Source organism: Pantoea pleuroti (assembly GCF_014156615.1).
Lineage (GTDB): Bacteria > Pseudomonadota > Gammaproteobacteria > Enterobacterales > Enterobacteriaceae > Pantoea > Pantoea agglomerans.
This window is the reverse complement of the sequence record NZ_SBFD01000018.1, coordinates 1-20701: the sequence shown is the minus strand read 5'-3', so window position 1 is coordinate 20701 and position 20701 is coordinate 1. Positions and strand designations below refer to the sequence as shown.

38 protein-coding genes are annotated in these 20701 nt (G+C 50.5%); 3 read left to right on the top strand and 35 right to left on the bottom strand.

Annotated elements, in window-relative coordinates; translation table 11 throughout:
* Window positions 1-3 precede the first annotated feature (3 nt).
* Entirely contained in the window at window positions 4-1380 is a 1377-nt protein-coding gene (gene trkA, locus EPG66_RS22570; protein ID WP_069025443.1) for a Trk system potassium transporter TrkA, read from the top strand.
* 124 nt (window positions 1381-1504) lie between these two features.
* On the top strand, window positions 1505-1915 hold the full coding sequence (gene mscL / locus EPG66_RS22565) for a large-conductance mechanosensitive channel protein MscL (protein ID WP_022625142.1): 411 nt from the start codon (window positions 1505-1507) through the stop codon (window positions 1913-1915).
* Here mscL and EPG66_RS22560 read toward each other — a convergent pair whose 3' ends face one another.
* From EPG66_RS22560 to rpsJ, 32 genes are all read right to left on the bottom strand, one after another.
* Window positions 1916-2149 carry an alternative ribosome-rescue factor A gene (locus EPG66_RS22560; protein ID WP_010252762.1) on the bottom strand — a complete coding sequence of 78 codons (234 nt, stop codon included), beginning with the start codon at window positions 2147-2149 and terminating at the stop codon, window positions 1916-1918.
* Window positions 2150-2208: 59 nt separating this feature from the next.
* Window positions 2209-2625, bottom strand: a complete 417-nt coding sequence (gene zntR, locus EPG66_RS22555; RefSeq protein WP_031593730.1) for a Zn(2+)-responsive transcriptional regulator — start codon at window positions 2623-2625, stop codon at window positions 2209-2211.
* The gene (locus EPG66_RS22550; protein WP_031593729.1) at window positions 2626-2997 is read right to left on the bottom strand and encodes a DnaJ family domain-containing protein; all 372 of its coding nucleotides are present in this window, start codon (window positions 2995-2997) and stop codon (window positions 2626-2628) included.
* Between the two features lie 96 nt (window positions 2998-3093).
* Complete coding sequence (gene rplQ / locus EPG66_RS22545) at window positions 3094-3480, bottom strand: 50S ribosomal protein L17 (RefSeq protein ID WP_003850180.1); 387 nt, start codon at window positions 3478-3480, stop codon at window positions 3094-3096.
* A 40-nt stretch (window positions 3481-3520) separates the two neighbouring features.
* On the bottom strand, window positions 3521-4510 hold the full coding sequence (locus EPG66_RS22540) for a DNA-directed RNA polymerase subunit alpha (RefSeq protein ID WP_003850179.1): 990 nt from the start codon (window positions 4508-4510) through the stop codon (window positions 3521-3523).
* Window positions 4511-4535: 25 nt separating this feature from the next.
* Entirely contained in the window at window positions 4536-5156 is a 621-nt protein-coding gene (rpsD, locus tag EPG66_RS22535) for a 30S ribosomal protein S4 (RefSeq protein ID WP_008927131.1), read from the bottom strand.
* A gap of 33 nt (window positions 5157-5189) precedes the next feature.
* On the bottom strand, window positions 5190-5579 hold the full coding sequence (gene rpsK, locus EPG66_RS22530; RefSeq protein WP_004160563.1) for a 30S ribosomal protein S11: 390 nt from the start codon (window positions 5577-5579) through the stop codon (window positions 5190-5192).
* Window positions 5580-5595: 16 nt separating this feature from the next.
* Window positions 5596-5952 (bottom strand): 30S ribosomal protein S13, encoded by a 357-nt coding sequence (gene rpsM / locus EPG66_RS22525; protein ID WP_003850176.1) that lies wholly within the window; start codon window positions 5950-5952, stop codon window positions 5596-5598.
* 146 nt (window positions 5953-6098) lie between these two features.
* On the bottom strand, window positions 6099-6215 hold the full coding sequence (rpmJ, locus tag EPG66_RS22520; RefSeq protein ID WP_010252805.1) for a 50S ribosomal protein L36: 117 nt from the start codon (window positions 6213-6215) through the stop codon (window positions 6099-6101).
* A 32-nt stretch (window positions 6216-6247) separates the two neighbouring features.
* On the bottom strand, window positions 6248-7579 hold the full coding sequence (secY, locus tag EPG66_RS22515) for a preprotein translocase subunit SecY (protein WP_003850175.1): 1332 nt from the start codon (window positions 7577-7579) through the stop codon (window positions 6248-6250).
* A 7-nt stretch (window positions 7580-7586) separates the two neighbouring features.
* Window positions 7587-8021 carry a 50S ribosomal protein L15 gene (gene rplO, locus EPG66_RS22510; RefSeq protein ID WP_003850168.1) on the bottom strand — a complete coding sequence of 145 codons (435 nt, stop codon included), beginning with the start codon at window positions 8019-8021 and terminating at the stop codon, window positions 7587-7589.
* A 3-nt stretch (window positions 8022-8024) separates the two neighbouring features.
* Window positions 8025-8204, bottom strand: a complete 180-nt coding sequence (gene rpmD / locus EPG66_RS22505; protein WP_003850166.1) for a 50S ribosomal protein L30 — start codon at window positions 8202-8204, stop codon at window positions 8025-8027.
* Window positions 8205-8209: 5 nt separating this feature from the next.
* Window positions 8210-8710 carry a 30S ribosomal protein S5 gene (gene rpsE, locus EPG66_RS22500; RefSeq protein ID WP_003850164.1) on the bottom strand — a complete coding sequence of 167 codons (501 nt, stop codon included), beginning with the start codon at window positions 8708-8710 and terminating at the stop codon, window positions 8210-8212.
* Between the two features lie 14 nt (window positions 8711-8724).
* Window positions 8725-9078 (bottom strand): 50S ribosomal protein L18, encoded by a 354-nt coding sequence (gene rplR, locus EPG66_RS22495; RefSeq protein WP_003850163.1) that lies wholly within the window; start codon window positions 9076-9078, stop codon window positions 8725-8727.
* Between the two features lie 9 nt (window positions 9079-9087).
* Window positions 9088-9621, bottom strand: a complete 534-nt coding sequence (gene rplF / locus EPG66_RS22490) for a 50S ribosomal protein L6 (RefSeq protein WP_003850161.1) — start codon at window positions 9619-9621, stop codon at window positions 9088-9090.
* A 13-nt stretch (window positions 9622-9634) separates the two neighbouring features.
* Window positions 9635-10027 (bottom strand): 30S ribosomal protein S8, encoded by a 393-nt coding sequence (gene rpsH / locus EPG66_RS22485; RefSeq protein ID WP_003850158.1) that lies wholly within the window; start codon window positions 10025-10027, stop codon window positions 9635-9637.
* Window positions 10028-10059: 32 nt separating this feature from the next.
* Window positions 10060-10365 (bottom strand): 30S ribosomal protein S14, encoded by a 306-nt coding sequence (gene rpsN, locus EPG66_RS22480; RefSeq protein WP_008927132.1) that lies wholly within the window; start codon window positions 10363-10365, stop codon window positions 10060-10062.
* A gap of 14 nt (window positions 10366-10379) precedes the next feature.
* Complete coding sequence (gene rplE / locus EPG66_RS22475) at window positions 10380-10919, bottom strand: 50S ribosomal protein L5 (RefSeq protein ID WP_003850155.1); 540 nt, start codon at window positions 10917-10919, stop codon at window positions 10380-10382.
* Between the two features lie 14 nt (window positions 10920-10933).
* Entirely contained in the window at window positions 10934-11248 is a 315-nt protein-coding gene (gene rplX / locus EPG66_RS22470; RefSeq protein ID WP_003850150.1) for a 50S ribosomal protein L24, read from the bottom strand.
* Between the two features lie 10 nt (window positions 11249-11258).
* On the bottom strand, window positions 11259-11630 hold the full coding sequence (rplN, locus tag EPG66_RS22465; RefSeq protein WP_006120590.1) for a 50S ribosomal protein L14: 372 nt from the start codon (window positions 11628-11630) through the stop codon (window positions 11259-11261).
* A 248-nt stretch (window positions 11631-11878) separates the two neighbouring features.
* A complete protein-coding gene (locus EPG66_RS22460) occupies window positions 11879-13231 on the bottom strand; it encodes an 8-oxoguanine deaminase (protein WP_143790661.1) in 1353 nt (450 codons plus the stop codon).
* A gap of 358 nt (window positions 13232-13589) precedes the next feature.
* Entirely contained in the window at window positions 13590-13844 is a 255-nt protein-coding gene (rpsQ, locus tag EPG66_RS22455; RefSeq protein WP_003850147.1) for a 30S ribosomal protein S17, read from the bottom strand.
* A complete protein-coding gene (rpmC, locus tag EPG66_RS22450) occupies window positions 13844-14035 on the bottom strand; it encodes a 50S ribosomal protein L29 (protein WP_003850146.1) in 192 nt (63 codons plus the stop codon). Before rpmC ends, rpsQ begins: the two co-directional genes overlap by 1 nt.
* Window positions 14035-14445 (bottom strand): 50S ribosomal protein L16, encoded by a 411-nt coding sequence (gene rplP / locus EPG66_RS22445; RefSeq protein ID WP_008927134.1) that lies wholly within the window; start codon window positions 14443-14445, stop codon window positions 14035-14037. Before rplP ends, rpmC begins: the two co-directional genes overlap by 1 nt.
* Before the next feature lie 12 nt (window positions 14446-14457).
* Window positions 14458-15156, bottom strand: coding sequence for a 30S ribosomal protein S3 (gene rpsC / locus EPG66_RS22440; RefSeq protein WP_009087585.1), 699 nt, complete (start codon window positions 15154-15156; stop codon window positions 14458-14460).
* Between the two features lie 17 nt (window positions 15157-15173).
* Window positions 15174-15506 carry a 50S ribosomal protein L22 gene (rplV, locus tag EPG66_RS22435; protein WP_008927136.1) on the bottom strand — a complete coding sequence of 111 codons (333 nt, stop codon included), beginning with the start codon at window positions 15504-15506 and terminating at the stop codon, window positions 15174-15176.
* A 13-nt stretch (window positions 15507-15519) separates the two neighbouring features.
* A complete protein-coding gene (gene rpsS, locus EPG66_RS22430) occupies window positions 15520-15798 on the bottom strand; it encodes a 30S ribosomal protein S19 (protein ID WP_001138115.1) in 279 nt (92 codons plus the stop codon).
* A gap of 16 nt (window positions 15799-15814) precedes the next feature.
* The gene (gene rplB / locus EPG66_RS22425) at window positions 15815-16636 is read right to left on the bottom strand and encodes a 50S ribosomal protein L2 (RefSeq protein ID WP_008927137.1); all 822 of its coding nucleotides are present in this window, start codon (window positions 16634-16636) and stop codon (window positions 15815-15817) included.
* A 17-nt stretch (window positions 16637-16653) separates the two neighbouring features.
* Window positions 16654-16956: a 50S ribosomal protein L23 gene (gene rplW / locus EPG66_RS22420; protein WP_003850708.1), complete on the bottom strand. Its 303-nt coding sequence runs from the start codon at window positions 16954-16956 to the stop codon at window positions 16654-16656.
* Window positions 16953-17558, bottom strand: a complete 606-nt coding sequence (rplD, locus tag EPG66_RS22415; protein WP_003850711.1) for a 50S ribosomal protein L4 — start codon at window positions 17556-17558, stop codon at window positions 16953-16955. The genes rplW and rplD overlap by 4 nt, the downstream gene beginning before the upstream one ends.
* A 10-nt stretch (window positions 17559-17568) precedes the next feature.
* On the bottom strand, window positions 17569-18198 hold the full coding sequence (rplC, locus tag EPG66_RS22410) for a 50S ribosomal protein L3 (RefSeq protein ID WP_003850712.1): 630 nt from the start codon (window positions 18196-18198) through the stop codon (window positions 17569-17571).
* Between the two features lie 32 nt (window positions 18199-18230).
* Window positions 18231-18542 (bottom strand): 30S ribosomal protein S10, encoded by a 312-nt coding sequence (gene rpsJ, locus EPG66_RS22405; protein WP_001181005.1) that lies wholly within the window; start codon window positions 18540-18542, stop codon window positions 18231-18233.
* 393 nt (window positions 18543-18935) lie between these two features.
* Between rpsJ and EPG66_RS22400 the strand changes: the two genes are divergently transcribed.
* Window positions 18936-19709 carry a prepilin peptidase gene (locus tag EPG66_RS22400; protein WP_083070735.1) on the top strand — a complete coding sequence of 258 codons (774 nt, stop codon included), beginning with the start codon at window positions 18936-18938 and terminating at the stop codon, window positions 19707-19709.
* On the opposite strand, the gene bfr is transcribed toward EPG66_RS22400, so the two are convergent.
* The 3 genes from bfr to EPG66_RS23305 form a co-directional block, all read right to left on the bottom strand.
* Window positions 19696-20169: a bacterioferritin gene (gene bfr, locus EPG66_RS22395; protein ID WP_010253012.1), complete on the bottom strand. Its 474-nt coding sequence runs from the start codon at window positions 20167-20169 to the stop codon at window positions 19696-19698. The genes EPG66_RS22400 and bfr overlap by 14 nt on opposite strands.
* 100 nt (window positions 20170-20269) lie before the next feature.
* On the bottom strand, window positions 20270-20464 hold the full coding sequence (gene bfd, locus EPG66_RS22390; RefSeq protein WP_010671585.1) for a bacterioferritin-associated ferredoxin: 195 nt from the start codon (window positions 20462-20464) through the stop codon (window positions 20270-20272).
* Between the two features lie 170 nt (window positions 20465-20634).
* Window positions 20635-20701: EF-Tu C-terminal domain-related protein (locus EPG66_RS23305; protein WP_130634147.1), on the bottom strand; the 67-nt coding region annotated here is incomplete at its 5' end.

Sequence of the window (20701 nt, the reverse complement as noted above, 5' to 3'; positions counted from 1 at the left end):
GCGATGAAAATAATCATTCTGGGCGCAGGACAGGTTGGCGGAACCCTGGCAGAAAATCTGGTGGGTGAAAACAACGATATTACGGTGGTTGATACCGACTCTTCACGCCTGCGTCACCTGCAGGATAAGTTCGATCTCCGCGTCGTGCAGGGTCATGGTTCTCATCCACGAATTTTACGTGAGGCGGGTGCAGAAGATGCCGACATGCTGGTTGCCGTAACCAACTCGGATGAAACCAACATGATTGCCTGTCAGATTGCTTATTCGCTTTTCAATACGCCGAATCGTATCGCCCGCATTCGCGCGGCCGACTATCTGCGTGATGCGGACAAGTTATTTATTCCTGAAGCAGTGCCCATCGATCATCTGATCTCGCCTGAACAGCTGGTGATCGACAATATCTATCGTTTAATCCAGTATCCTGGCGCATTGCAGGTCGTGAACTTTGCTGAAGGCAAAGTCAGCCTCGCCGTGGTGAAAGCTTATTATGGCGGGCCACTGGTGGGAAATCCGCTTTCGATCATGCGTGAGCATATGCCACACATCGATACCCGCGTAGCCGCTATATTTCGTCAGGATCGCCCCATTCGTCCGCAGGGTTCAACCATCGTAGAAGCGGGTGATGAAGTCTTTTTCATTGCAGCCAGTCAGAACATCCGTGCGGTAATGAGTGAAATGCAGCGGCTGGAGAAACCTTATAAACGGATTATGCTGGTAGGCGGCGGTAACATTGGTTTCGGTCTGGCACAAAAACTTGAAAAAAATTACAGCGTGAAGCTGATTGAACGTAACCCCCAGCGCGCAGCAGAACTGGCAGAGCACCTTCACGACACCGTGGTCTTTTATGGCGATGCGTCAGATCAGGAGCTTCTCGCTGAAGAACATGTTGAGCAGGTTGATCTCTTTATTGCCGTCACCAACGATGATGAAGCTAACATTATGTCAGCCATGCTGGCGAAAAAGATGGGGGCGAAGAAGGTTATGGTGCTGATTCAGCGCCGCGCCTACGTCGATCTGGTACAAGGCAGCGTTATCGATATCGCTATTTCACCTCAGCAGGCCACGATTTCTGCCCTGCTGGGTCATGTGCGCAAAGCGGATATCGTGGGCGTTTCATCGCTACGACGCGGTATTGCAGAAGCGATCGAAGCGATAGCGCACGGAGACGAATCAACTTCACGCGTGGTTGGCCGCTCGATTGATGATATCAAACTGCCGCCAGGCACTATTATTGGCGCAGTGGTACGCGGAGACGATGTGATGATTGCCAATGATAACCTGCGAATTGAACAAGGTGATCATGTCATCATGTTCCTGACCGACAAGAAGTTTGTATCGGATGTGGAACGTCTCTTCCAGCCGAGTCCATTTTTCCTGTAAATGCCGGGTTTATAGGCGAACAGAGCACGAGGCACGCAAAACTGCCGCTTAATTCGTTGTGTTGATGGCAAAAACAGTAGGGTTTGTTAGACTTTATGGCATTGGCTTGGGCAAGGAGATAAGTATGAGTTTAATCAAAGAGTTTCGCGATTTCGCAATGCGCGGCAATGTGATGGATTTAGCCGTCGGTGTCATCATCGGAGCTGCATTCGGTAAAATTGTTTCATCGTTAGTCGCCAACATCATTATGCCGCCTTTAGGCTTACTGATTGGTGGTGTCGATTTTAAATCATTCGCCTGGGTACTTAAGCCTGCAGTTGGTGATGCTCCAGCCGTTGTAATGCAGTACGGTATCTTCCTTCAGACCATCTTCGATTTCGTCATCATCGCTTTCGCAATCTTTATGGCGATCAAGTTAATGAATCGTCTGTATAAGAAAAAAGAAGTAGAGAAGCCAGTTGCTAAACCGTCAAACGAAGAAGTTCTGCTGACTGAAATCCGCGATCTGCTGAAACAGCAGAACACCCGGGTCTAGTTAATAAGCCGCCGCACAGGCGGTTTTTTTAACCGTAAAAGCAGAAGGGCAGTGATAAGACGCTTTCTTATCACTGCCCTCCCATCCAGTCCCCTTGCCATGTTTCTCTTTCCGCTTAAAACTACCTTTACCCTTTTGCTTCTGCTCGATGCGTTGCCGAAATAGCGGGTCGTGTAACAGAGCCTGAATCGCGTTGTCGCGGATTTGCCCTTTGGTGTGCTGATATTTACTCATGACGCCTCCTGTTGAGATGGTCTGATACTCTATTCCTTTGCAGCAAAATAACAATATGCTTATTTGCTCAAAGCCTCTCCCCGCTCCAGCGCCTCAAGAATTGAGCACGAAATGCTACTGTGACTGTCACCACAACAGGCATCGGAAAGGTGTCGCAGGGAACGCTGCATCGTTTCTAATTCTGCGATCATCTGAGCAACTTCGCTCAGCCGTTTTTCAACGATCGCTTTTGATTCCTGACAGGTGTGATGCGCAGGATCAACCCGGATCGAAAGTAGCTCTCTGATCGCTTCGAGGCTGAAACCCAGTTTACGACCGTAGCGAATAAATTTCAGACGCTGAAGATCGCCCTCGCTGTAAAGGCGAAAACCACCTTCCGTCCGACCATCATGATCCATCATCTGCTGCTTTTCATAAAAACGGATAGTGTCTGGCGTCACCTCCGCAAGCTTAGCTAACTGACCGATGCGAAACATTTACTCCTCCTCGCGGAAACGATGCTGAATAGCAGTGGAATAACTACCATGAAGAAAATCGGTACTGATACCCGCCTGGCGTAATCTTAGCTCCAGCACCTGAAGCCGATGGCAATGATCCTGATAGTGTTGATCCGCAGGATCGAGGTTGCGAATAAGATCGTTAACTTCCATGGCTTCCCGTCTGAGTTCAAGCTCTGGCGGCAGAAAGCCCGAATTTTTTAGTAACCGGTACCCCGCTCTTAACTCAGGCGGAACATGACTGTCATCATCCAGCTGTAGCGGCTTACCGGAGCCGGGAAGATTACTCAGCTCGCCTTTTTCCAGCGCCGCCTTGATATGCTGTTCAGCAAGTTCATCAACCAGCCACATAGTTGGCTCCTTTGAACATGAAAAGAGTAAGTTCTAAGGTAGTAAATTTCAGGCAATAAAAAACCCGCCGAAGCGGGTTTTTTACGTTGCTACAGATTACTCTGCGGCTGCTTCTGCTTGAGCTTCTGGACGATCAACCAGCTCGATGTAAGCCATCGGAGCGTTGTCACCAGCACGGAAGCCACACTTCAGAATACGAGTGTAACCACCGGCACGGCTCGCGAAACGCGGGCCCAGCTCATTAAACAGTTTTGCCACGATCTCGTTATCACGAGTACGGGCGAATGCCAGACGACGATTAGCTACGCTGTCGGTCTTGGCAAGAGTAATCAGCGGCTCAACTACGCGACGCAGTTCTTTGGCTTTCGGCAGAGTCGTTTTGATGATCTCATGACGAACCAGAGAACCGGCCATGTTGCGGAACATAGCCTGACGATGGCTGCTGTTGCGGTTCAGTTGACGACCACTCTTACGATGGCGCATGACCTTATCCTTCTCAGTGAAACCTTAACCTGTGATCTGATTATTCATCAGCAATGCTTGCTGGCGGCCAGTTCTCGAGGCGCATGCCCAGAGAAAGACCACGCGAAGCCAGCACATCTTTAATCTCGGTAAGAGATTTTTTACCAAGGTTAGGCGTTTTAAGCAGCTCAACCTCGGTACGCTGTACCAGATCACCGATGTAGTGGATAGCTTCTGCCTTAAGGCAGTTAGCAGAGCGGACAGTCAATTCCAGATCGTCAACAGGGCGCAGCAGGATCGGATCGAATTCTGGTTTCTCTTCTTTAACTTCCGGCTGACGTACATCACGTAAGTCAACGAAAGCTTCAAGTTGTTCTGCCAGAATGGTTGCCGCACGACGAATCGCCTCTTCAGGATCGATTGTACCGTTGGTTTCCATTTCGATGACCAGCTTGTCCAGGTCGGTGCGCTGCTCTACACGCGCTGCTTCAACATTGTAGGCGATACGGTCTACAGGGCTGTAGCAAGCGTCAACTAACAGGCGGCCGATTGGGCGCTCATCTTCTTCCGAATGAATTCGGGCAGAAGCCGGCACATAGCCACGACCACGCTGAACTTTGATACGCATGCTGATAGCAGCGTTCTCATCGGTCAGATGGCAAATGACATGCTGAGGCTTGACGATTTCGACATCACCATCATGGGTAATGTCGGCTGCAGTCACAGGGCCAATGCCAGATTTATTCAAGGTCAGAATAACTTCATCTTTCCCCTGAACTCTTACCGCCAGCCCTTTCAGGTTGAGCAGGATTTCCAGGATATCTTCCTGTACTCCCTCTTTGGTGCTGTACTCATGAAGTACACCATCAATTTCAACCTCGGTCACCGCGCAACCCGGCATGGATGAAAGCAGAATACGGCGCAGTGCGTTACCAAGAGTATGGCCAAAGCCACGCTCTAAAGGCTCAAGGGTCACCTTGGCGTGCGTCGAACTCACTTGCTCGATATCTACCAGGCGCGGTTTTAGAAACTCTGTCACAGAACCCTGCATTGTGTCCTCTCTTTGGTACTAAGCCTTACTTGGAGTAAAGCTCGACGATCAGGTGTTCGTTAATGTCCGCAGACAGATCAGTACGTTCAGGAATACGCTTGAACACACCTTCCATCTTAGTCGCATCAACTTCCAGCCAGGTTGGCTTTTCACGCTGCTCAGCCAGCTCCAGAGCGGCCTTCACGCGAGATTGCTTTTTGGCTTTCTCACGGATGCTAACGACATCATTCGGAGATACCTGATAAGAAGCGATGTTAACAACGCGGCCATTTACCAGAACAGACTTATGGCTAACCAGCTGACGTGCTTCTGCACGAGTGGCACCAAAGCCCATACGATAAACTACGTTGTCCAGACGACCTTCCAGCAGAGCCAACAGGTTTTCACCGGTGTTGCCTTTCAGACGAGCTGCTTCTTTATAATAGTTACGGAACTGACGCTCCAGCACGCCGTAGATACGACGAACTTTTTGCTTTTCACGTAACTGACCGCCGTAATCAGACAGACGCGGTTTACGCGCACCATGCTGACCAGGGGCTTGTTCAATCTTACACTTGGAATCAATCGCGCGAACGCCAGACTTAAGGAATAAGTCAGTGCCCTCACGACGGCTCAGCTTGAGCTTAGGACCCAAATATCTTGCCATTTTCTTTCTCCAACTATCCTAAAAAAACGGGCGTTATACGCGACGTTTTTTCGGCGGACGACAACCGTTATGAGGGATCGGAGTCACATCAGTAATATTAGTGATGCGGAAACCAGCGGCGTTCAAAGCACGAATCGTAGATTCGCGACCTGGACCCGGACCCTTTACCATAACTTCCAGGTTCTTAATTCCGTAATCTTTTACCGCTTCTGCACAGCGCTCTGCAGCGACCTGAGCAGCAAACGGAGTGGATTTACGTGAACCGCGGAAACCGGAACCACCGGCGGTTGCCCAACCCAGTGCGTTACCCTGACGATCAGTAATGGTAACGATGGTGTTGTTAAAAGAAGCATGGACATGAGCCACGCCATCTGAGACTTGTTTTCTTACACGCTTACGTGCACGAACTGGTGCCTTTGCCATTATTTACTCACCCCGATTATTTCTTGATCGGTTTACGCGGACCCTTACGGGTACGTGCGTTGGTCTTAGTACGCTGACCGCGAACCGGAAGACCACGACGATGGCGCAAACCACGGTAGCAACCAAGGTCCATAAGACGCTTGATGCTCAGGGTGATTTCACGGCGCAGATCACCTTCTACAACGAATTTCGCAACTGCATCACGCAGCTGATCAATTTGTTCTTCAGACAGCTCACTGATCTTAACATTTTCAGCAATACCCGTTGAAGCGCAGATGGCTTTAGAACGAGTTTTACCGATACCGAAGATCGAAGTTAATGCGATAACGGTATGTTTTTGATCAGGAATGTTAATGCCTGCTATACGGGCCACTATGCACTCCTATAATTAAACAAGCACGTCCCATGCTGAAAAGCCCGTTTTCAGGATACTCAAATGGAAACGCACTGACATACAAAAGATTGGCTGGCTAATCTAGCCAGCTCAACCCGACTTTGCAAGAAAAATATGTGACAAAATCAGCCTTGGCGCTGTTTATGCTTTGGCTCGGCGCTGCAGATCACACGGACGACACCGTCGCGACGAATGATTTTGCAGTTACGACATAATCTCTTGACGGAAGCACGAACTTTCATTTTTACTCTCCGTAACTTCTCAACCAACTGAATTAACGGCCGTAGCCTTTCAGGTTAGCTTTCTTCAGTGCCGACTCGTACTGACTTGACATCATCAGAGTTTGCACTTGAGCCATAAAGTCCATGATGACGACAACTACGATAAGCAGTGAAGTACCGCCAAAGTAGAAGGGAACCTTCATCGCATCACGCATGAACTCCGGGATAAGGCAGATAAACGTAATGTAGAGAGCGCCGATTAAGGTCAATCGCGTCATTACTTTATCAATATACTTCGCCGTTTGCTCTCCCGGACGAATTCCCGGTACGAATGCACCAGACTTCTTCAGGTTATCTGCTGTTTCACGTGGGTTGAAAACCAACGCCGTATAGAAGAAACAGAAGAAGATGATTGCAGTCGCATAGAGTAGCACATAAAGCGGCTGTCCTGGCTGCAAATACAGCGAAATTGTTGTCAGCCAGTTCCAACCGGTACCGCCCCCAAACCACGATGCAATCGTTGCCGGGAACAGAATAATGCTGGAAGCAAAGATGGCTGGAATGACGCCTGCCATGTTCACTTTCAACGGTAAATGTGTGCTCTGTGCAGCGTAAACGCGACGACCTTGCTGACGTTTTGCGTAGTTCACCACAATGCGGCGTTGACCACGTTCAACAAAGATAACAAAGAAGGTCACTGCGAATACGAGTACTGCAACCAACAGCAACAGAAGGAAGTGCAGGTCGCCTTGCCGCGCTTGCTCGATGGTATGGCCAATGGCCGGCGGGAGACCCGCAACGATACCTGCGAAGATAATGATCGAAATACCGTTACCGATACCACGTTCAGTAATCTGTTCGCCCAGCCACATCAGGAACATCGTTCCTGAGACCAGACTCACAACAGCGGTAAAGTAGAAAGCAAAGCCTGGATTCATTACCAGGCCTTGCATCCCTGGCATATTCGGCAGACCGGTAGCAATACCGATCGACTGAAATATGGCCAATACCAACGTACCGTATCGGGTGTACTGGCTAATCTTACGACGGCCAGCCTCCCCTTCTTTCTTAATTTCCGCTAACGCTGGATGAACCACCGTTAATAACTGGATGATAATCGATGCCGAAATATACGGCATGATGCCCAGTGCGAAAATAGAAGCACGGCTCAGAGCACCACCAGAGAACATGTTAAACATTTCAATGATGGTGCCACGCTGTTGCTCAAGCAGTTTGGCAAGTACAGTGGCATCAATACCAGGGATTGGAATAAAAGAGCCAATACGGAAGACAATGAGTGCGCCGATTACAAACAGCAGTCTGCGTTTCAGCTCACCAAAGCCACCCTTGGCACTTTGAAAATCTAATCCCGGTTGTTTAGCCATCTGCTACTTATTCCTCGATTTTACCGCCAGCAGCTTCGATTGCAGCACGTGCACCTTTGGTGACACGCAGACCGCGAACCGTTACCGGTGTAGAAACTTCACCAGACAGAATTACTTTAACGAATTCAATCTGAACACCGACAATGTTGGCTGCTTTCAGCGCGTTCAGGTCGACGATACCGCCTTCAACTTTCGCCAGATCAGACAGACGAATCTCTGTGGTGATCATTGCTTTGCGAGAGGTGAAACCGAACTTCGGCAGACGACGGTACAGAGGCATCTGACCACCTTCGAAACCGCGACGTACGCCACCGCCAGAACGTGAGTTCTGACCTTTGTGACCACGACCGCCGGTTTTTCCGAGGCCAGAACCGATACCACGACCCAGACGCTTGGTAGCGTGCTTAGACCCTTCGGCCGGAGACAGAGTATTTAAACGCATCTCTTACTCCTCCACTTTAACCATATAGGAAACCGCGTTAACCATACCGCGTACTGCAGGCGTGTCTTCACGCTCAACGGTGTGGCCAATACGACGCAGACCCAGGCCAACCAGAGTGGCTTTATGCTTAGGCAAGCGGCCGATTGAACTACGGGTTTGAGTGATTTTAATAGTCTTAGCCATCGTGATTACCCCAGAATTTCTTCAACGGATTTACCACGCTTAGCAGCGACCATTTCCGGAGATTTCATATTGCCCAGGCCGTCGATAGTTGCACGAACCACGTTAATCGGGTTAGTAGAACCATAGGCTTTTGCCAGTACGTTATGAACTCCAGCGACTTCCAGAACGGCGCGCATTGCACCACCGGCAATAATACCGGTACCTTCTGAAGCCGGCTGCATGAACACGCGGGAACCCGTGTGTGCACCTTTAACTGGGTGCTGCAGGGTGCCGTTGGTCAGCGCGACGTTAACCATGTTGCGACGGGCTTTCTCCATCGCTTTCTGGATCGCTGCTGGAACTTCACGCGCTTTACCGTAACCAAAACCTACGCGACCATTACCATCGCCTACCACAGTCAGTGCTGTGAAGGAGAAGATACGACCACCTTTAACAGTTTTAGAAACACGGTTTACCGCGATCAGTTTTTCCTGCAGTTCGCCAGCTTGTTTCTCGATGTGTGCCATCTTAGACCTCTACCTTAGAACTGAAGGCCAGCTTCACGGGCAGCATCTGCCAGTGCCTGGACGCGACCATGATATTGGAAACCGGAACGGTCGAAAGAAACACCAGTGATGCCTTTTTCGATTGCGCGTTCTGCGATAGCTTTACCTACTGCAGCTGCGGCTTCTTTATTACCGGTATACTTCAGTTGTTCAGTGATAGCTTTTTCTACAGTAGAAGCAGCGACCAGAACTTCGGAACCGTTCGGGGCGATTACCTGTGCGTAAATATGACGCGGGGTACGATGTACCACCAGGCGAGTAGCACCCAGCTCTTTGAGCTTGCGACGTGCACGGGTCGCACGACGGATACGAGCAGATTTCTTATCCATAGTGTTACCTTACTTCTTCTTAGCCTCTTTGGTACGCACGACTTCGTCGGCGTAACGGACACCCTTGCCTTTATAAGGCTCAGGACGACGGTAGGCGCGCAAGTCCGCTGCAACCTGACCAATCAGCTGTTTATCAGCGCCTTTCAGCACGATCTCAGTCTGAGTTGGACATTCTGCAGTGATACCCGCGGGCAGCTGGTGATCGACTGGATGAGAAAAGCCCAGAGACAGGTTAACCACGTCGCCTTTAACGGCTGCACGATAACCTACACCAACCAGCTGCAGCTTCTTAGTGAAGCCTTCGGTAACACCGATTACCATTGCGTTCAGCAGCGCGCGAGAAGTACCCGCCTGCGCCCAGCCGTCAACGAAACCTTCGCGCGGTGCGAAAGTCAGAGCGTTGTCAGCATGCTTAACTTCAACAGCATCATTGATAGTACGAGTCAGCTCGCCGTTTTTACCTTTAATCGAAATTACCTGACCGTTGAGTTTTACCTCTACGCCGGCAGGAACAACGACAGGTGCTTTAGCAACACGAGACATATGTATCCTCCGATTACGCTACGTAGCAGATAATTTCGCCACCAAGACCTGCCTGGCGCGCTGCACGATCAGTCATGACACCTTTAGATGTAGAAACTACAGCGATGCCCATACCAGCCATTACCTTTGGCAGCTCATCTTTTTTCTTATAGATGCGCAGACCAGGACGGCTTACTCGCTGAATGCTTTCTACAACAGCTTTGCCCTGGAAATACTTGAGAGTAAGTTCCAGTTCCAGCTTGATGTCGCCTTCGATTTTGAAATCTTCAATATATCCTTCTTCCTTCAGAACGTTGGCAATTGCCAATTTCAGCTTGGAGGAAGGCATGGTGACCGCAACTTTGTTTGCGGCCTGACCGTTACGGATACGGGTCAGCATATCCGCGATCGGATCTTGCATGCTCATCTGTGTTACTCCCGTGATTCAATTGGTGACAATTACCAGCTAGCCTTTTTCAGGCCCGGGATTTCACCGCGCATGGCGGCTTCGCGGACCTTGATACGGCTCAACCCAAACTTCCGCAGGAAACCGTGCGGACGACCTGTTTGACGGCAGCGGTTACGCTGACGCGAAGGGCTGGAATCACGCGGCAGACTCTGCAGCTTCAGAACAGCATCCCAACGATCTTCGTCGGAAGCGTTCACATCAGAGATGATCGCTTTCAGTTCAGCGCGTTTAGCGAAGAATTTGTCTGCTAATTTTGCACGCTTAACTTCGCGTGCTTTCATAGATTGCTTAGCCATTAAGTAACCCTACCTTACTTACGGAACGGGAAGTCAAAGGCAGCCAGCAGAGCACGGCCTTCATCATCAGATTTCGCAGTAGTGGTAATGGTGATATCCAAACCACGAACGCGATCGACTTTGTCGTAGTCGATTTCTGGGAAGATGATCTGCTCACGTACACCCATGCTGTAGTTGCCACGACCATCGAATGACTTAGCGGACAAGCCACGGAAGTCACGGATACGTGGAACAGCAATGGTGACCAGACGCTCAAAGAACTCCCACATGCGCTCGCCACGCAGAGTTACTTTACAGCCGATCGGATAGCCCTGACGGATTTTGAAGCCTGCAACTGATTTGCGTGCTTTGGTGACCAGCGGTTTTTGACCGGAGATTGCTGCCAGGTCAGCTGCTGCATTATCCAGCAGTTTCTTGTCAGCGATCGCTTCACCAACACCCATGTTCAGGGTGATCTTCTCGACCCGAGGGACTTGCATGACAGAATTGTAGCCAAACTCTGTCATGAGTTTCTGGACTACTTCGTCTTTGTAGTAATCATGCAGTTTCGCCATCGTACTACTCCAAATTACTTGATAGTTTCGCTGTTAGACTTGAAGAAACGGACTTTTTTGCCGTCTTCGAATCTAAAGCCTACACGGTCAGCCTTACCAGTTGCCGCGTTGAACAGTGCAACGTTAGAAACCTGAATAGCAGCTTCTTTTTCAACGATGCCACCTGGTTGGTTCAGAGCCGGAACCGGCTTCTGATGTTTCTTCACCAGGTTGATACCTTCAACGATGACCTTACCAGAAGACAGGACATTCTTAACTTTACCGCGCTTACCTTTATCTTTACCGGTTAACACGATAACTTCGTCGTTACGACGGATTTTAGCTGCCATTGTTCGCTCCTTAGAGTACTTCTGGTGCCAGAGAGATAATTTTCATGAACTTTTCAGTACGAAGTTCACGAGTTACCGGCCCAAAAATACGCGTACCGATAGGCTGCTCACTGTTATTGTTCAGAATAACGCATGCATTACCATCGAAGCGAATGACAGAACCGTCCGGGCGACGAACACCCTTCCTGGTGCGCACCACTACCGCCTTCAGGACATCACCTTTTTTGACTTTACCACGCGGAATTGCTTCCTTGATGGTAACTTTGATGATGTCACCGACGCCTGCGTAGCGACGGTGCGAGCCACCCAGAACCTTGATACACATTACGCGACGTGCACCGGAGTTGTCGGCGACGTTCAGCATAGTCTGTTCTTGGATCATTTTAGTGCTCCGCTAATGTCAACTACTACTTCGGGACCTAAACCTCAGGTCGTTAGAAAGCCCCATAATTGAGGGCGCGGCATTGTAACACCGGTTCTCACAGATGGGTAGAAAAAATAAACGGCTCTCAATCGAGCCGCTGATTTCCCCTGATGACAGGGAGGGCGTATTCTAGGGAATAGTGCGAACAGTAGCAAATGTAATCTGCCTTATTTTTCGTCGCCTCCCAAATAAAGTGCCCTTCTGACTCAACCAGCCAGTTTCCTGGCCAGTTGGTTATGCTGACGCAGCACGGCTGGCAGTTCAATTCCGGCCACTTGTCCGTCCCGTACCCGGACTTTTCCGTTAATGATGCTATAGGCAACCTGTCCCGGATTACAGAACACCAGGGCGGCGACAGGATCGTGCCCTGCCCCGGCAAGACCAATTCGATTCAGGTCAAAAATGGCCAGATCGGCCATCATGCCCGGCGCAATGGTGCCCACATCATCGCGGTTAAGCACCTTTGCTCCACCCAGCGTCGCCAGTTCCAGTGCCTGACGTGCCGTCATCGCATCCGGGCCGAAGCCTACGCGCTGCAGCAGCATCGCCTGACGAACCTCGGCCATCATGTCTGAGCTGTCATTGGAGGCTGAGCCATCCACACCCATACCCACGTGTACGCCGGCATCACACATATGGCGTATCGGCGCGATACCGGAACCGAGGCGCATGTTCGAGCAGGGACAATGCGCGACGCCGGTACCGGTACGTGCAAAGAGTTCTATGCCATGCTGATCCAGTTTGACACAGTGAGCATGCCAGACATCCGGTCCTACCCAGCCAAGGTCTTCAACATACTGTGCTGGCGTCATATTGAATTTTTCACGGCTATAACGAATATCGCTGTCGTTCTCCGCCAGATGGGTGTGCATTGATACATTGAAGCTGCGTGCCATCGCTGCGGATTGCTTCATCAGCTCACGGCTGACTGAAAACGGCGAACATGGTGCAACCACGATGCGTAACATCGAACCGTGGCTGCCATCATGGTAGCGCTCAATCACTCGCTGCGTATCTTTAAGAATGGCGGCTTCATCCTCTACCAGTGCATCGGGTGGTAAGCCACCCAGGGACTTACCGACGCTCATGCTGCCCCGGCTCGCATGGAAACGCATGCCCATCAGGGCTGCAGCCTCAATACTGTCGTCAAGCTTACAGCCATTGGGATAGACGTAGAGATGGTCACTGGTGGTGGTGCAGCCGGAGAGCATTAACTCGGCCATGGAGATCTGTGTTGAGATATGAATCATCTCAGGCGTCAGATTCTGCCACAGTGGATAGAGGTGGGTCAGCCAGTTAAAAAGCTCGCCGTTTTGCACTGCAGGAATAGCGCGGGTCAGGCTCTGATACATGTGGTGATGCGTATTGATCAGGCCAGGGATGACAATGTGTCCTCGCAGATCGATGATCTCATCCGCGCTATCGGGTAACGAGCGTGCTTCCCCGACTGCAACGATTTTATTTCCTTTTATCAGAACAGAAGCATTACGTATTTCCCGACGGTCGGCATCCATGCAGACCACACATTCAGCATTCTTCAGTAACAGAGTTCGTTCCATGCTATTGCCTGTGGGTAGTAGTTGTGTGTTACCCGATAATAGCGGCAAGCTTTTGGCAGAGCTAATCGCAGGTAACGCAGCTAACAGTGGCAATTTTAACAGTGACCGGCGTAAGCGGTCATGACTCTCCATTTTCACGGCACATTTCCTTGTACAATTATGATAACCCCGGCTTTTATAGCCTGGCGCTTTCAGGCCGCGTCGCCTGAGGAGAGGCAGCTTAATCCCTGCAAACCCCTGAATTTGTGAGCGCCATCAAATCCGCATTGCCACAGGCACAAATGGATCAAGCCCGAATTGCAGGCAAAAAAAAACCCCCTGCCGAAGCAGAGGGTTTCCTCAGAAAAAGCGATTCTTATTACAGAACAGCTTTCTCGATTACGCGAACCAGGGTCCAGGATTTAGTCTTGGACAGTGGACGGCATTCGCGGATTTCTACCACGTCACCAATTCCACATTCATTGTTCTCGTCATGGATGTGCAGCTTGGTCGTACGTTTAATGAATTTGCCGTAGATCGGGTGTTTCACGAAACGTTCGATAGCAACAACTGCAGATTTCTGCATTTTGTCACTTACTACACGACCCTGCAGAGTACGGATTTTATCGGTCATTACGAACCCGCCTTCTCAGTCAGTAAAGTCTTAACGCGTGCAACATCACGGCGAACCTGTTTCAGCAGATGAGTCTGCTGCAGTTGGCCAGATGCTGCCTGCATGCGCAGGTTAAATTGCTCACGCAGCAGATTAAGCAGCTCAGTGTTCAGCTCTTCAACGCTTTTTTCACGCAGCTCAGTTGCTTTCATTACATCACCGTCTTAGTTACAAAGGTGGTTTTGATAGGCAGTTTTGCTGCTGCCAGCTTGAATGCTTCACGGGCCAGCTCTTCTGGTACGCCGTCCATTTCATACAGGACTTTACCAGGCTGGATCAGGGCAACCCAATACTCTACGTTACCCTTACCTTTACCCATACGCACTTCCAGCGGCTTCTCGGTGATCGGTTTGTCCGGGAATACTCGGATCCAGATCTTACCTTGACGCTTAACTGCACGGGTCATAGCACGACGTGCTGCTTCGATCTGACGAGCAGTCAGACGACCACGGCCAACAGCTTTCAGACCGAAAGTACCGAAGCTGACATCCGTACCCGCAGCCAGACCGCGGTTACGGCCTTTGTGCACTTTACGGAATTTCGTACGCTTTGGTTGTAACATCAGCGACTCTCCTTACTTACGGCCTTTACGCTGCTGCTTTTTAGGTTGAGCAGCCGGTTCCGGTTGTTCAACAGCAGCCATACCACCCAGGATCTCACCTTTGAAGATCCATACCTTAACGCCGATTACACCATAAGTGGTGTGCGCTTCAGAGGTGTTGTAGTCAATGTCAGCACGCAGTGTGTGCAATGGCACGCGACCTTCACGATACCATTCGGTACGTGCGATCTCGGCGCCACCCAGACGGCCGCTAACTTCGACTTTAATACCCTTCGCGCCAAGACGCATGGCGTTCTGAACTGCACGCTTCATAGCACGACGGAACATCACACGACGCTCCAGCTGTGAAGTGATGCTGTCAGCTACCAGTTTCGCGTCCAGTTCCGGCTTGCGGACTTCGGCGATATTAATCTGTGCAGGAACGCCAGCGATATTCGCGACGACCGTGCGCAGTTTTTCTACATCTTCGCCTTTCTTACCGATAACGATGCCCGGACGAGCGGTGTGAATAGTCACACGGATGCTCTTCGCTGGACGCTCGATAACGATACGAGAGACAGATGCTTTAGCCAGTTCTTTAGTCAAAAACTGACGTACTTTAAAATCGCTGTCCAGGTTGTCAGCGAATTCTTTGGTGTTCGCAAACCAGGTAGAGTTCCATGGTTTTACAATACCCAGGCGAATACCATTAGGATGTACTTTCTGACCCATTGCTAGTCTCCAGAGTCTCAGCGATCGGACACAACCACAGTAATGTGGCTGGTGCGCTTCAGGATGCGATCTGCACGACCTTTGGCACGCGGCATAATGCGTTTCATGGTCGGACCTTCATCAACGAAAATTTTCGTGATTTTCAGATCGTCGATATCAGCGCCATCGTTGTGTTCGGCGTTAGCAATGGCAGATTCCAGAACTTTTTTGACCAGTACAGCCGCTTTCTTATTGGTGTAGGTCAAAATGTCCAGTGCCTGCGACACTTTCTTACCGCGAATCAGGTCAGCAACAAGGCGAACCTTCTGAGCAGAAGAACGAGCGTGGCGATGTTGAGCTAAAGTTTCCATCTCTTCCTCCTACTTATTTCTTCTTGGCTTTTTTATCAGCCGCGTGACCGCGATAAGTACGTGTCGGCGCGAATTCACCCAGTTTGTGACCAACCATTTCGTCGGAAACAAAGACAGGAACGTGCTGACGACCATTATGGACAGCGATGGTCAAACCGATCATGTTAGGAAAGATCGTTGAACGACGGGACCAAGTGCGCAAAGGCTTCTTGTCACCGCTTTCCACCGCTTTCTCTACCTTCTTCAGCAAGTGCAGGTCAATAAAAGGACCTTTCTTGAGAGAACGTGGCATGGCTTATCCTCTAATATTATTTGCTACGGCGACGTACGATAAACTTATCGGTACGCTTGTTGCTACGGGTCTTCTTACCTTTGGTCTGAACGCCCCACGGAGTTACCGGGTGCTTACCAAAGTTACGACCTTCACCACCACCGTGCGGGTGATCAACTGGGTTCATCGCGGTACCACGAACGGTAGGACGAACACCACGCCAACGGGCTGCACCAGCTTTACCCAGAACGCGCAGCATATGCTCAGCGTTGCCGACTTCGCCCAGTGTTGCGCGGCAGTCAGACTCGACTTTACGCATTTCACCTGAACGCAGACGCAGGGTAACGTAAGAACCTTCACGCGCAACGATCTGCACGTAAGCACCGGCTGAGCGAGCAATCTGACCGCCTTTGCCTGGTTTCATTTCTACGTTATGCACGGTTGAACCCACCGGGATGTTACGCATCGGCAGAGTGTTACCTGCTTTAATCGCAGCATCAACGCCAGATTGAATCTGGTCGCCGGCTTTCAGGCCTTTAGGGGCCAGGATGTAACGGCGCTCGCCGTCTTTGTACAGAACCAGTGCGATGTTCGCAGAGCGGTTCGGATCGTACTCAAGACGTTCAACAACTGCCGGGATACCGTCTTTGTTGCGTTTGAAGTCAACAATACGATAAGCCTGCTTGTGACCACCACCGATATGACGGGTAGTGATACGACCATTGTTGTTACGGCCACCGGATTTGCTGTTTTTTTCTACCAGCGGGGCAAATGGTTTGCCCTTGTGCAGCTCCGCGTTTACCACTTTAACTACATGGCGACGACCCGGAGATGTCGGTTTACATTTAACAACTGCCATTGTCTTTCTCCTCCGACTTACTCAGCGCCGCCAGCGAAGTCCAGATTCTGGCCTTCTTTCAGGGTGACGTAAGCTTTTTTCCAGTCGCTACGACGACCGATACGCTGTCCTTGACGCTTAACTTTGCCCTTAACTACCAGGGTGTTTACGTCTTTAACTTCTACTTCGAACAGTTTCTCAACAGCAGCAACGATCTCTGCTTTGGTCGCGTCATTAGCAACTTTGAGAACGATGGTATTGGTTTTTTCCATCGCGCTAGATGCTTTTTCAGATACGTGCGGCGCGCGCAGTACTTTCAGCAGACGTTCTTCACGGATCATGCCAGCATCTCCTCAACTTGCTTAACTGCATCAGCAGTCATAACGACTTTGTCGAAGGCGATCAGGCTAACTGGGTCGATACCGGATGCATCACGTACGTCAACCTTGTACAGGTTGCGCGCAGCCAGGAACAGATTCTCATCCAGTTCACCGGTGATGATCAGCACGTCTTCCAGAGCCATGTCTTTCAGTTTCTGTACCAGCAGCTTGGTTTTCGGTGCTTCTACAGCAAATGATTCGACAACGATCAGACGATCTTGACGTACCAGTTCGGACAGGATGCTTTTCAGCGCGCCGCGGTACATCTTTTTGTTAACTTTTTGACTGTGGTCCTGCGGCTTCGCAGCAAAGGTCACACCACCTGAACGCCAGATTGGGCTCTTTACAGAACCTGCACGCGCACGGCCGGTGCCTTTTTGACGCCATGGCTTTTTGCCTGAACCGGTTACTTCGGCGCGAGTTTTCTGCGCACGAGTACCCTGGCGGGCGCCAGATGCGTAAGCAACAACAACCTGGTGAACCAGCGCTTCGTTGAAATCACGACCGAAGGTAGTTTCGGAAACAGTCAGCGCGCTCTGCGCGTCTTTCAATACTAATTCCATTGCTATCCCCTTACGCCTTCACAGCTGGTTTAACGATCAGGTCGCTACCGGTAGCACCGGGAACTGCACCTTTAACCAGCAGCAGGTTGCGCTCAGCGTCAACACGTACTACGTCCAGACTCTGAACGGTTACGCGCTCATTACCCAGCTGACCTGCCATTTTCTTGCCTTTGAACACTTTGCCCGGAGTCTGGTTCTGACCGATAGAACCCGGAACGCGGTGAGACAAGGAGTTACCGTGAGTAGCGTCCTGGGTACGGAAGTTCCAGCGCTTAACGGTACCGGCGAAACCTTTACCTTTAGAGGTACCGGTTACGTCAACTTTCTTAACTTCAGCGAAAATCTCAACGCTGATGCTCTGACCTACAGAGTATTCTTCACCTTCAGCGGTGCGGAATTCCCACAGGCCACGGCCAGCTTCAACGCCAGCTTTAGCAAAATGACCAGCTTCAGGTTTGGTCACACGGTTTGCTTTTTTAGCACCGGTGGTAACCTGAATTGCCTGGTAACCATCGTTTTCCAGGCCTTTGACCTGAGTAACGCGGTTCGCTTCAACTTCGATTACGGTGACGGGGATAGAAACGCCATCTTCAGTGAAGATGCGGGTCATGCCCACTTTTTTACCGACTAAACCAATCATTGTTTCAACCTCTCAATCGCTCGATGACCTGATTAACCCAGGCTGATCTGCACGTCAACACCGGCAGCCAGATCCAGACGCATCAGAGCATCAACGGTTTTTTCAGTTGGCTCAACGATGTCTACCAGACGCTTGTGAGTGCGGATTTCGTACTGATCACGCGCATCTTTGTTAACGTGCGGAGAGATCAGAACAGTAAAACGCTCTTTGCGGGTTGGCAGCGGGATTGGACCACGAACCTGCGCACCAGTGCGCTTGGCGGTCTCAACGATTTCCGCGGTTGATTGATCGATCAGACGATGATCAAACGCTTTAAGACGGATACGGATTCTTTGGTTCTGCATGAGACCAGAGCTCCAAACTTTTTATAGACGAAAAAAATTACTACTCGAGCCCATTACGATTGATGGGAGAGTGTAATCGTTCAGCATATAACTCCACAATTGGGAGTATTGTCAGGCGGCCTAAATTTCAGCCGTCTGCGATTCTGCTCGAATCGCGCCTGCAATATCTGCAGGCCCGCGCATTATACGTAAATCTGTTCAGGAAGCAACCCGTGTTGAGGTTTTACCCATTAAATTGTGGCCGGTTCGTGAGGCGTGCGTCGCATTGCACTGCCGTATCGCTGATAAATCAGTTATGCAGTTGTGAGTCTGTTTCCGCTGTTCTTAATCCACAGATGACACAGAACCCATTGCCGACGAGAGTGCATCTAACCTTTCGTCCGGAGCATAAACATGTTGCCCACTCTGATAACTCACATTGCTGCACTCGCAGGCGGCGGTGCATTGGGAAGCTTTCTTTCGCTGACCTGCCAGCGCTTCACCCCCGCCCTCTCACCTGCTCAATGGTTTGCCCTACTCTGCTTTCCGGGTTCGCACTGTAATCATTGCCAGCAGCGCCTGCTGTGGCGCGATGCGCTGCCGTTAATAAGCTGGCCAGGCTTAAAAGGACGGTGTCGCTTCTGTCATCGCGCGTTCGGCGCAGAAAGCGTTGTCATTGAATGGCTGTTCGCCATTCTGTGCCTGCTGGTGCTGCAGAGCTTTGATCACTCTGCGGAAGCTATTTTTATTATTACTGCCTCCGGCCTCTTGCTGCTCGTGGCTGCCATCGATCGCCGCCACTTCTGTATACCTGATCCGCTCAATTATCTGCTGCTCTGGTCCGGATTACTTCATGCCACGCTGTCCGGAACCGAAACAACGGCGATATGGGGTGCTCTGGCGGGCTACTGTGCGTTGTGGCTGCTCGCGTGGAGCTATCGGCAGATGCGGGGATACGAAGGGTTAGGCTATGGCGATATCAAGCTCTTCGCAGCGTTAGGTGCCTGCTGTGGCTGGCAGACATTACCCTGGATTGCGCTGGGTGCCACCGTTATGGCGCTGACGTCGATCGTGATGCTGCAACTGCGGGATTTTATTCAGGGGGACAGCCCGCTGCCGTTTGGCCCTTTCCTGGCCATTGCGGGCTGGGTAACGATAGTGCTGCAGACCCGATTCACTCTTGTTTGATTTGAGCCTGCAGATAGTTCTGGATGCCCATCTTCTGGATTAACTCAAGTTCCGTCTCGATCCAGTCAATGTGATGTTCCTCATCAGCCAGGATTTCAATCATCATGTCACGGCTGACATAGTCATGCACTTTGTCAGCATAGGAGATGGCTTCACGAAGGTCTTTCGCACCCTCCAGCTCCAGATTCAGGTCTGAACTCAGCATCTCCTCAACATCTTCACCGATACGGAGCCGTCCCAGATCCTGAAGGTTTGGGATCCCTTCCAGGAAAAGAATACGCTCAATATATTTATCGGCATGTTTCATCTCATCGATTGATTCATGGTATTCCACATCATTGAGGCGCGTCAGACCCCAGTTTTTGAACATGCGCGCATGAAGAAAGTACTGATTGATAGCAACCAGTTCATTTCCAAGCAGTTTGTTGAGATGACTGATAACTTTGATATCGCCCTTCATTGTTAACCCTCCGCGTCTGGTTTATTAGAGCGTAGATGCGGTTAAAAAGAAGTCAAAAAAACGCGACAAATATTGTGGGTATTCACGCACCGCTCGTCGGTCAGGCTATCTCTTTGTAGAGTGGTGCATGCTGCATCTCTTCATCCATAATTTCACGCGCAGCACGAATGCATTTGCCGCATTGCTTGCCGACCGGCACAAGCTGGCGCAGTTGCTGAATAGATTTGGGCTGATAGCGACGCACGACTTCACGAAGGGTTTTATCACTGATGGCATTACACAGGCAGACGTACATTGATTCTTCACTCGGGTACATTTTCTGTACACAGTGTAAATGCGAATCGTTTTTATTTCAAACCCACCCTTTGCAGGGTTATGGCGTTTTCAGAGCAAAAAAAAGAGCACCGGAGTGCTCTTTTTACTGTGTTGCAGTGGCCATTTACACGGCCACAGCAGATATCACAATTAAGCGATAACTTTAGCAACAACACCCGCGCCAACGGTACGGCCACCTTCGCGGATTGCGAAGCGC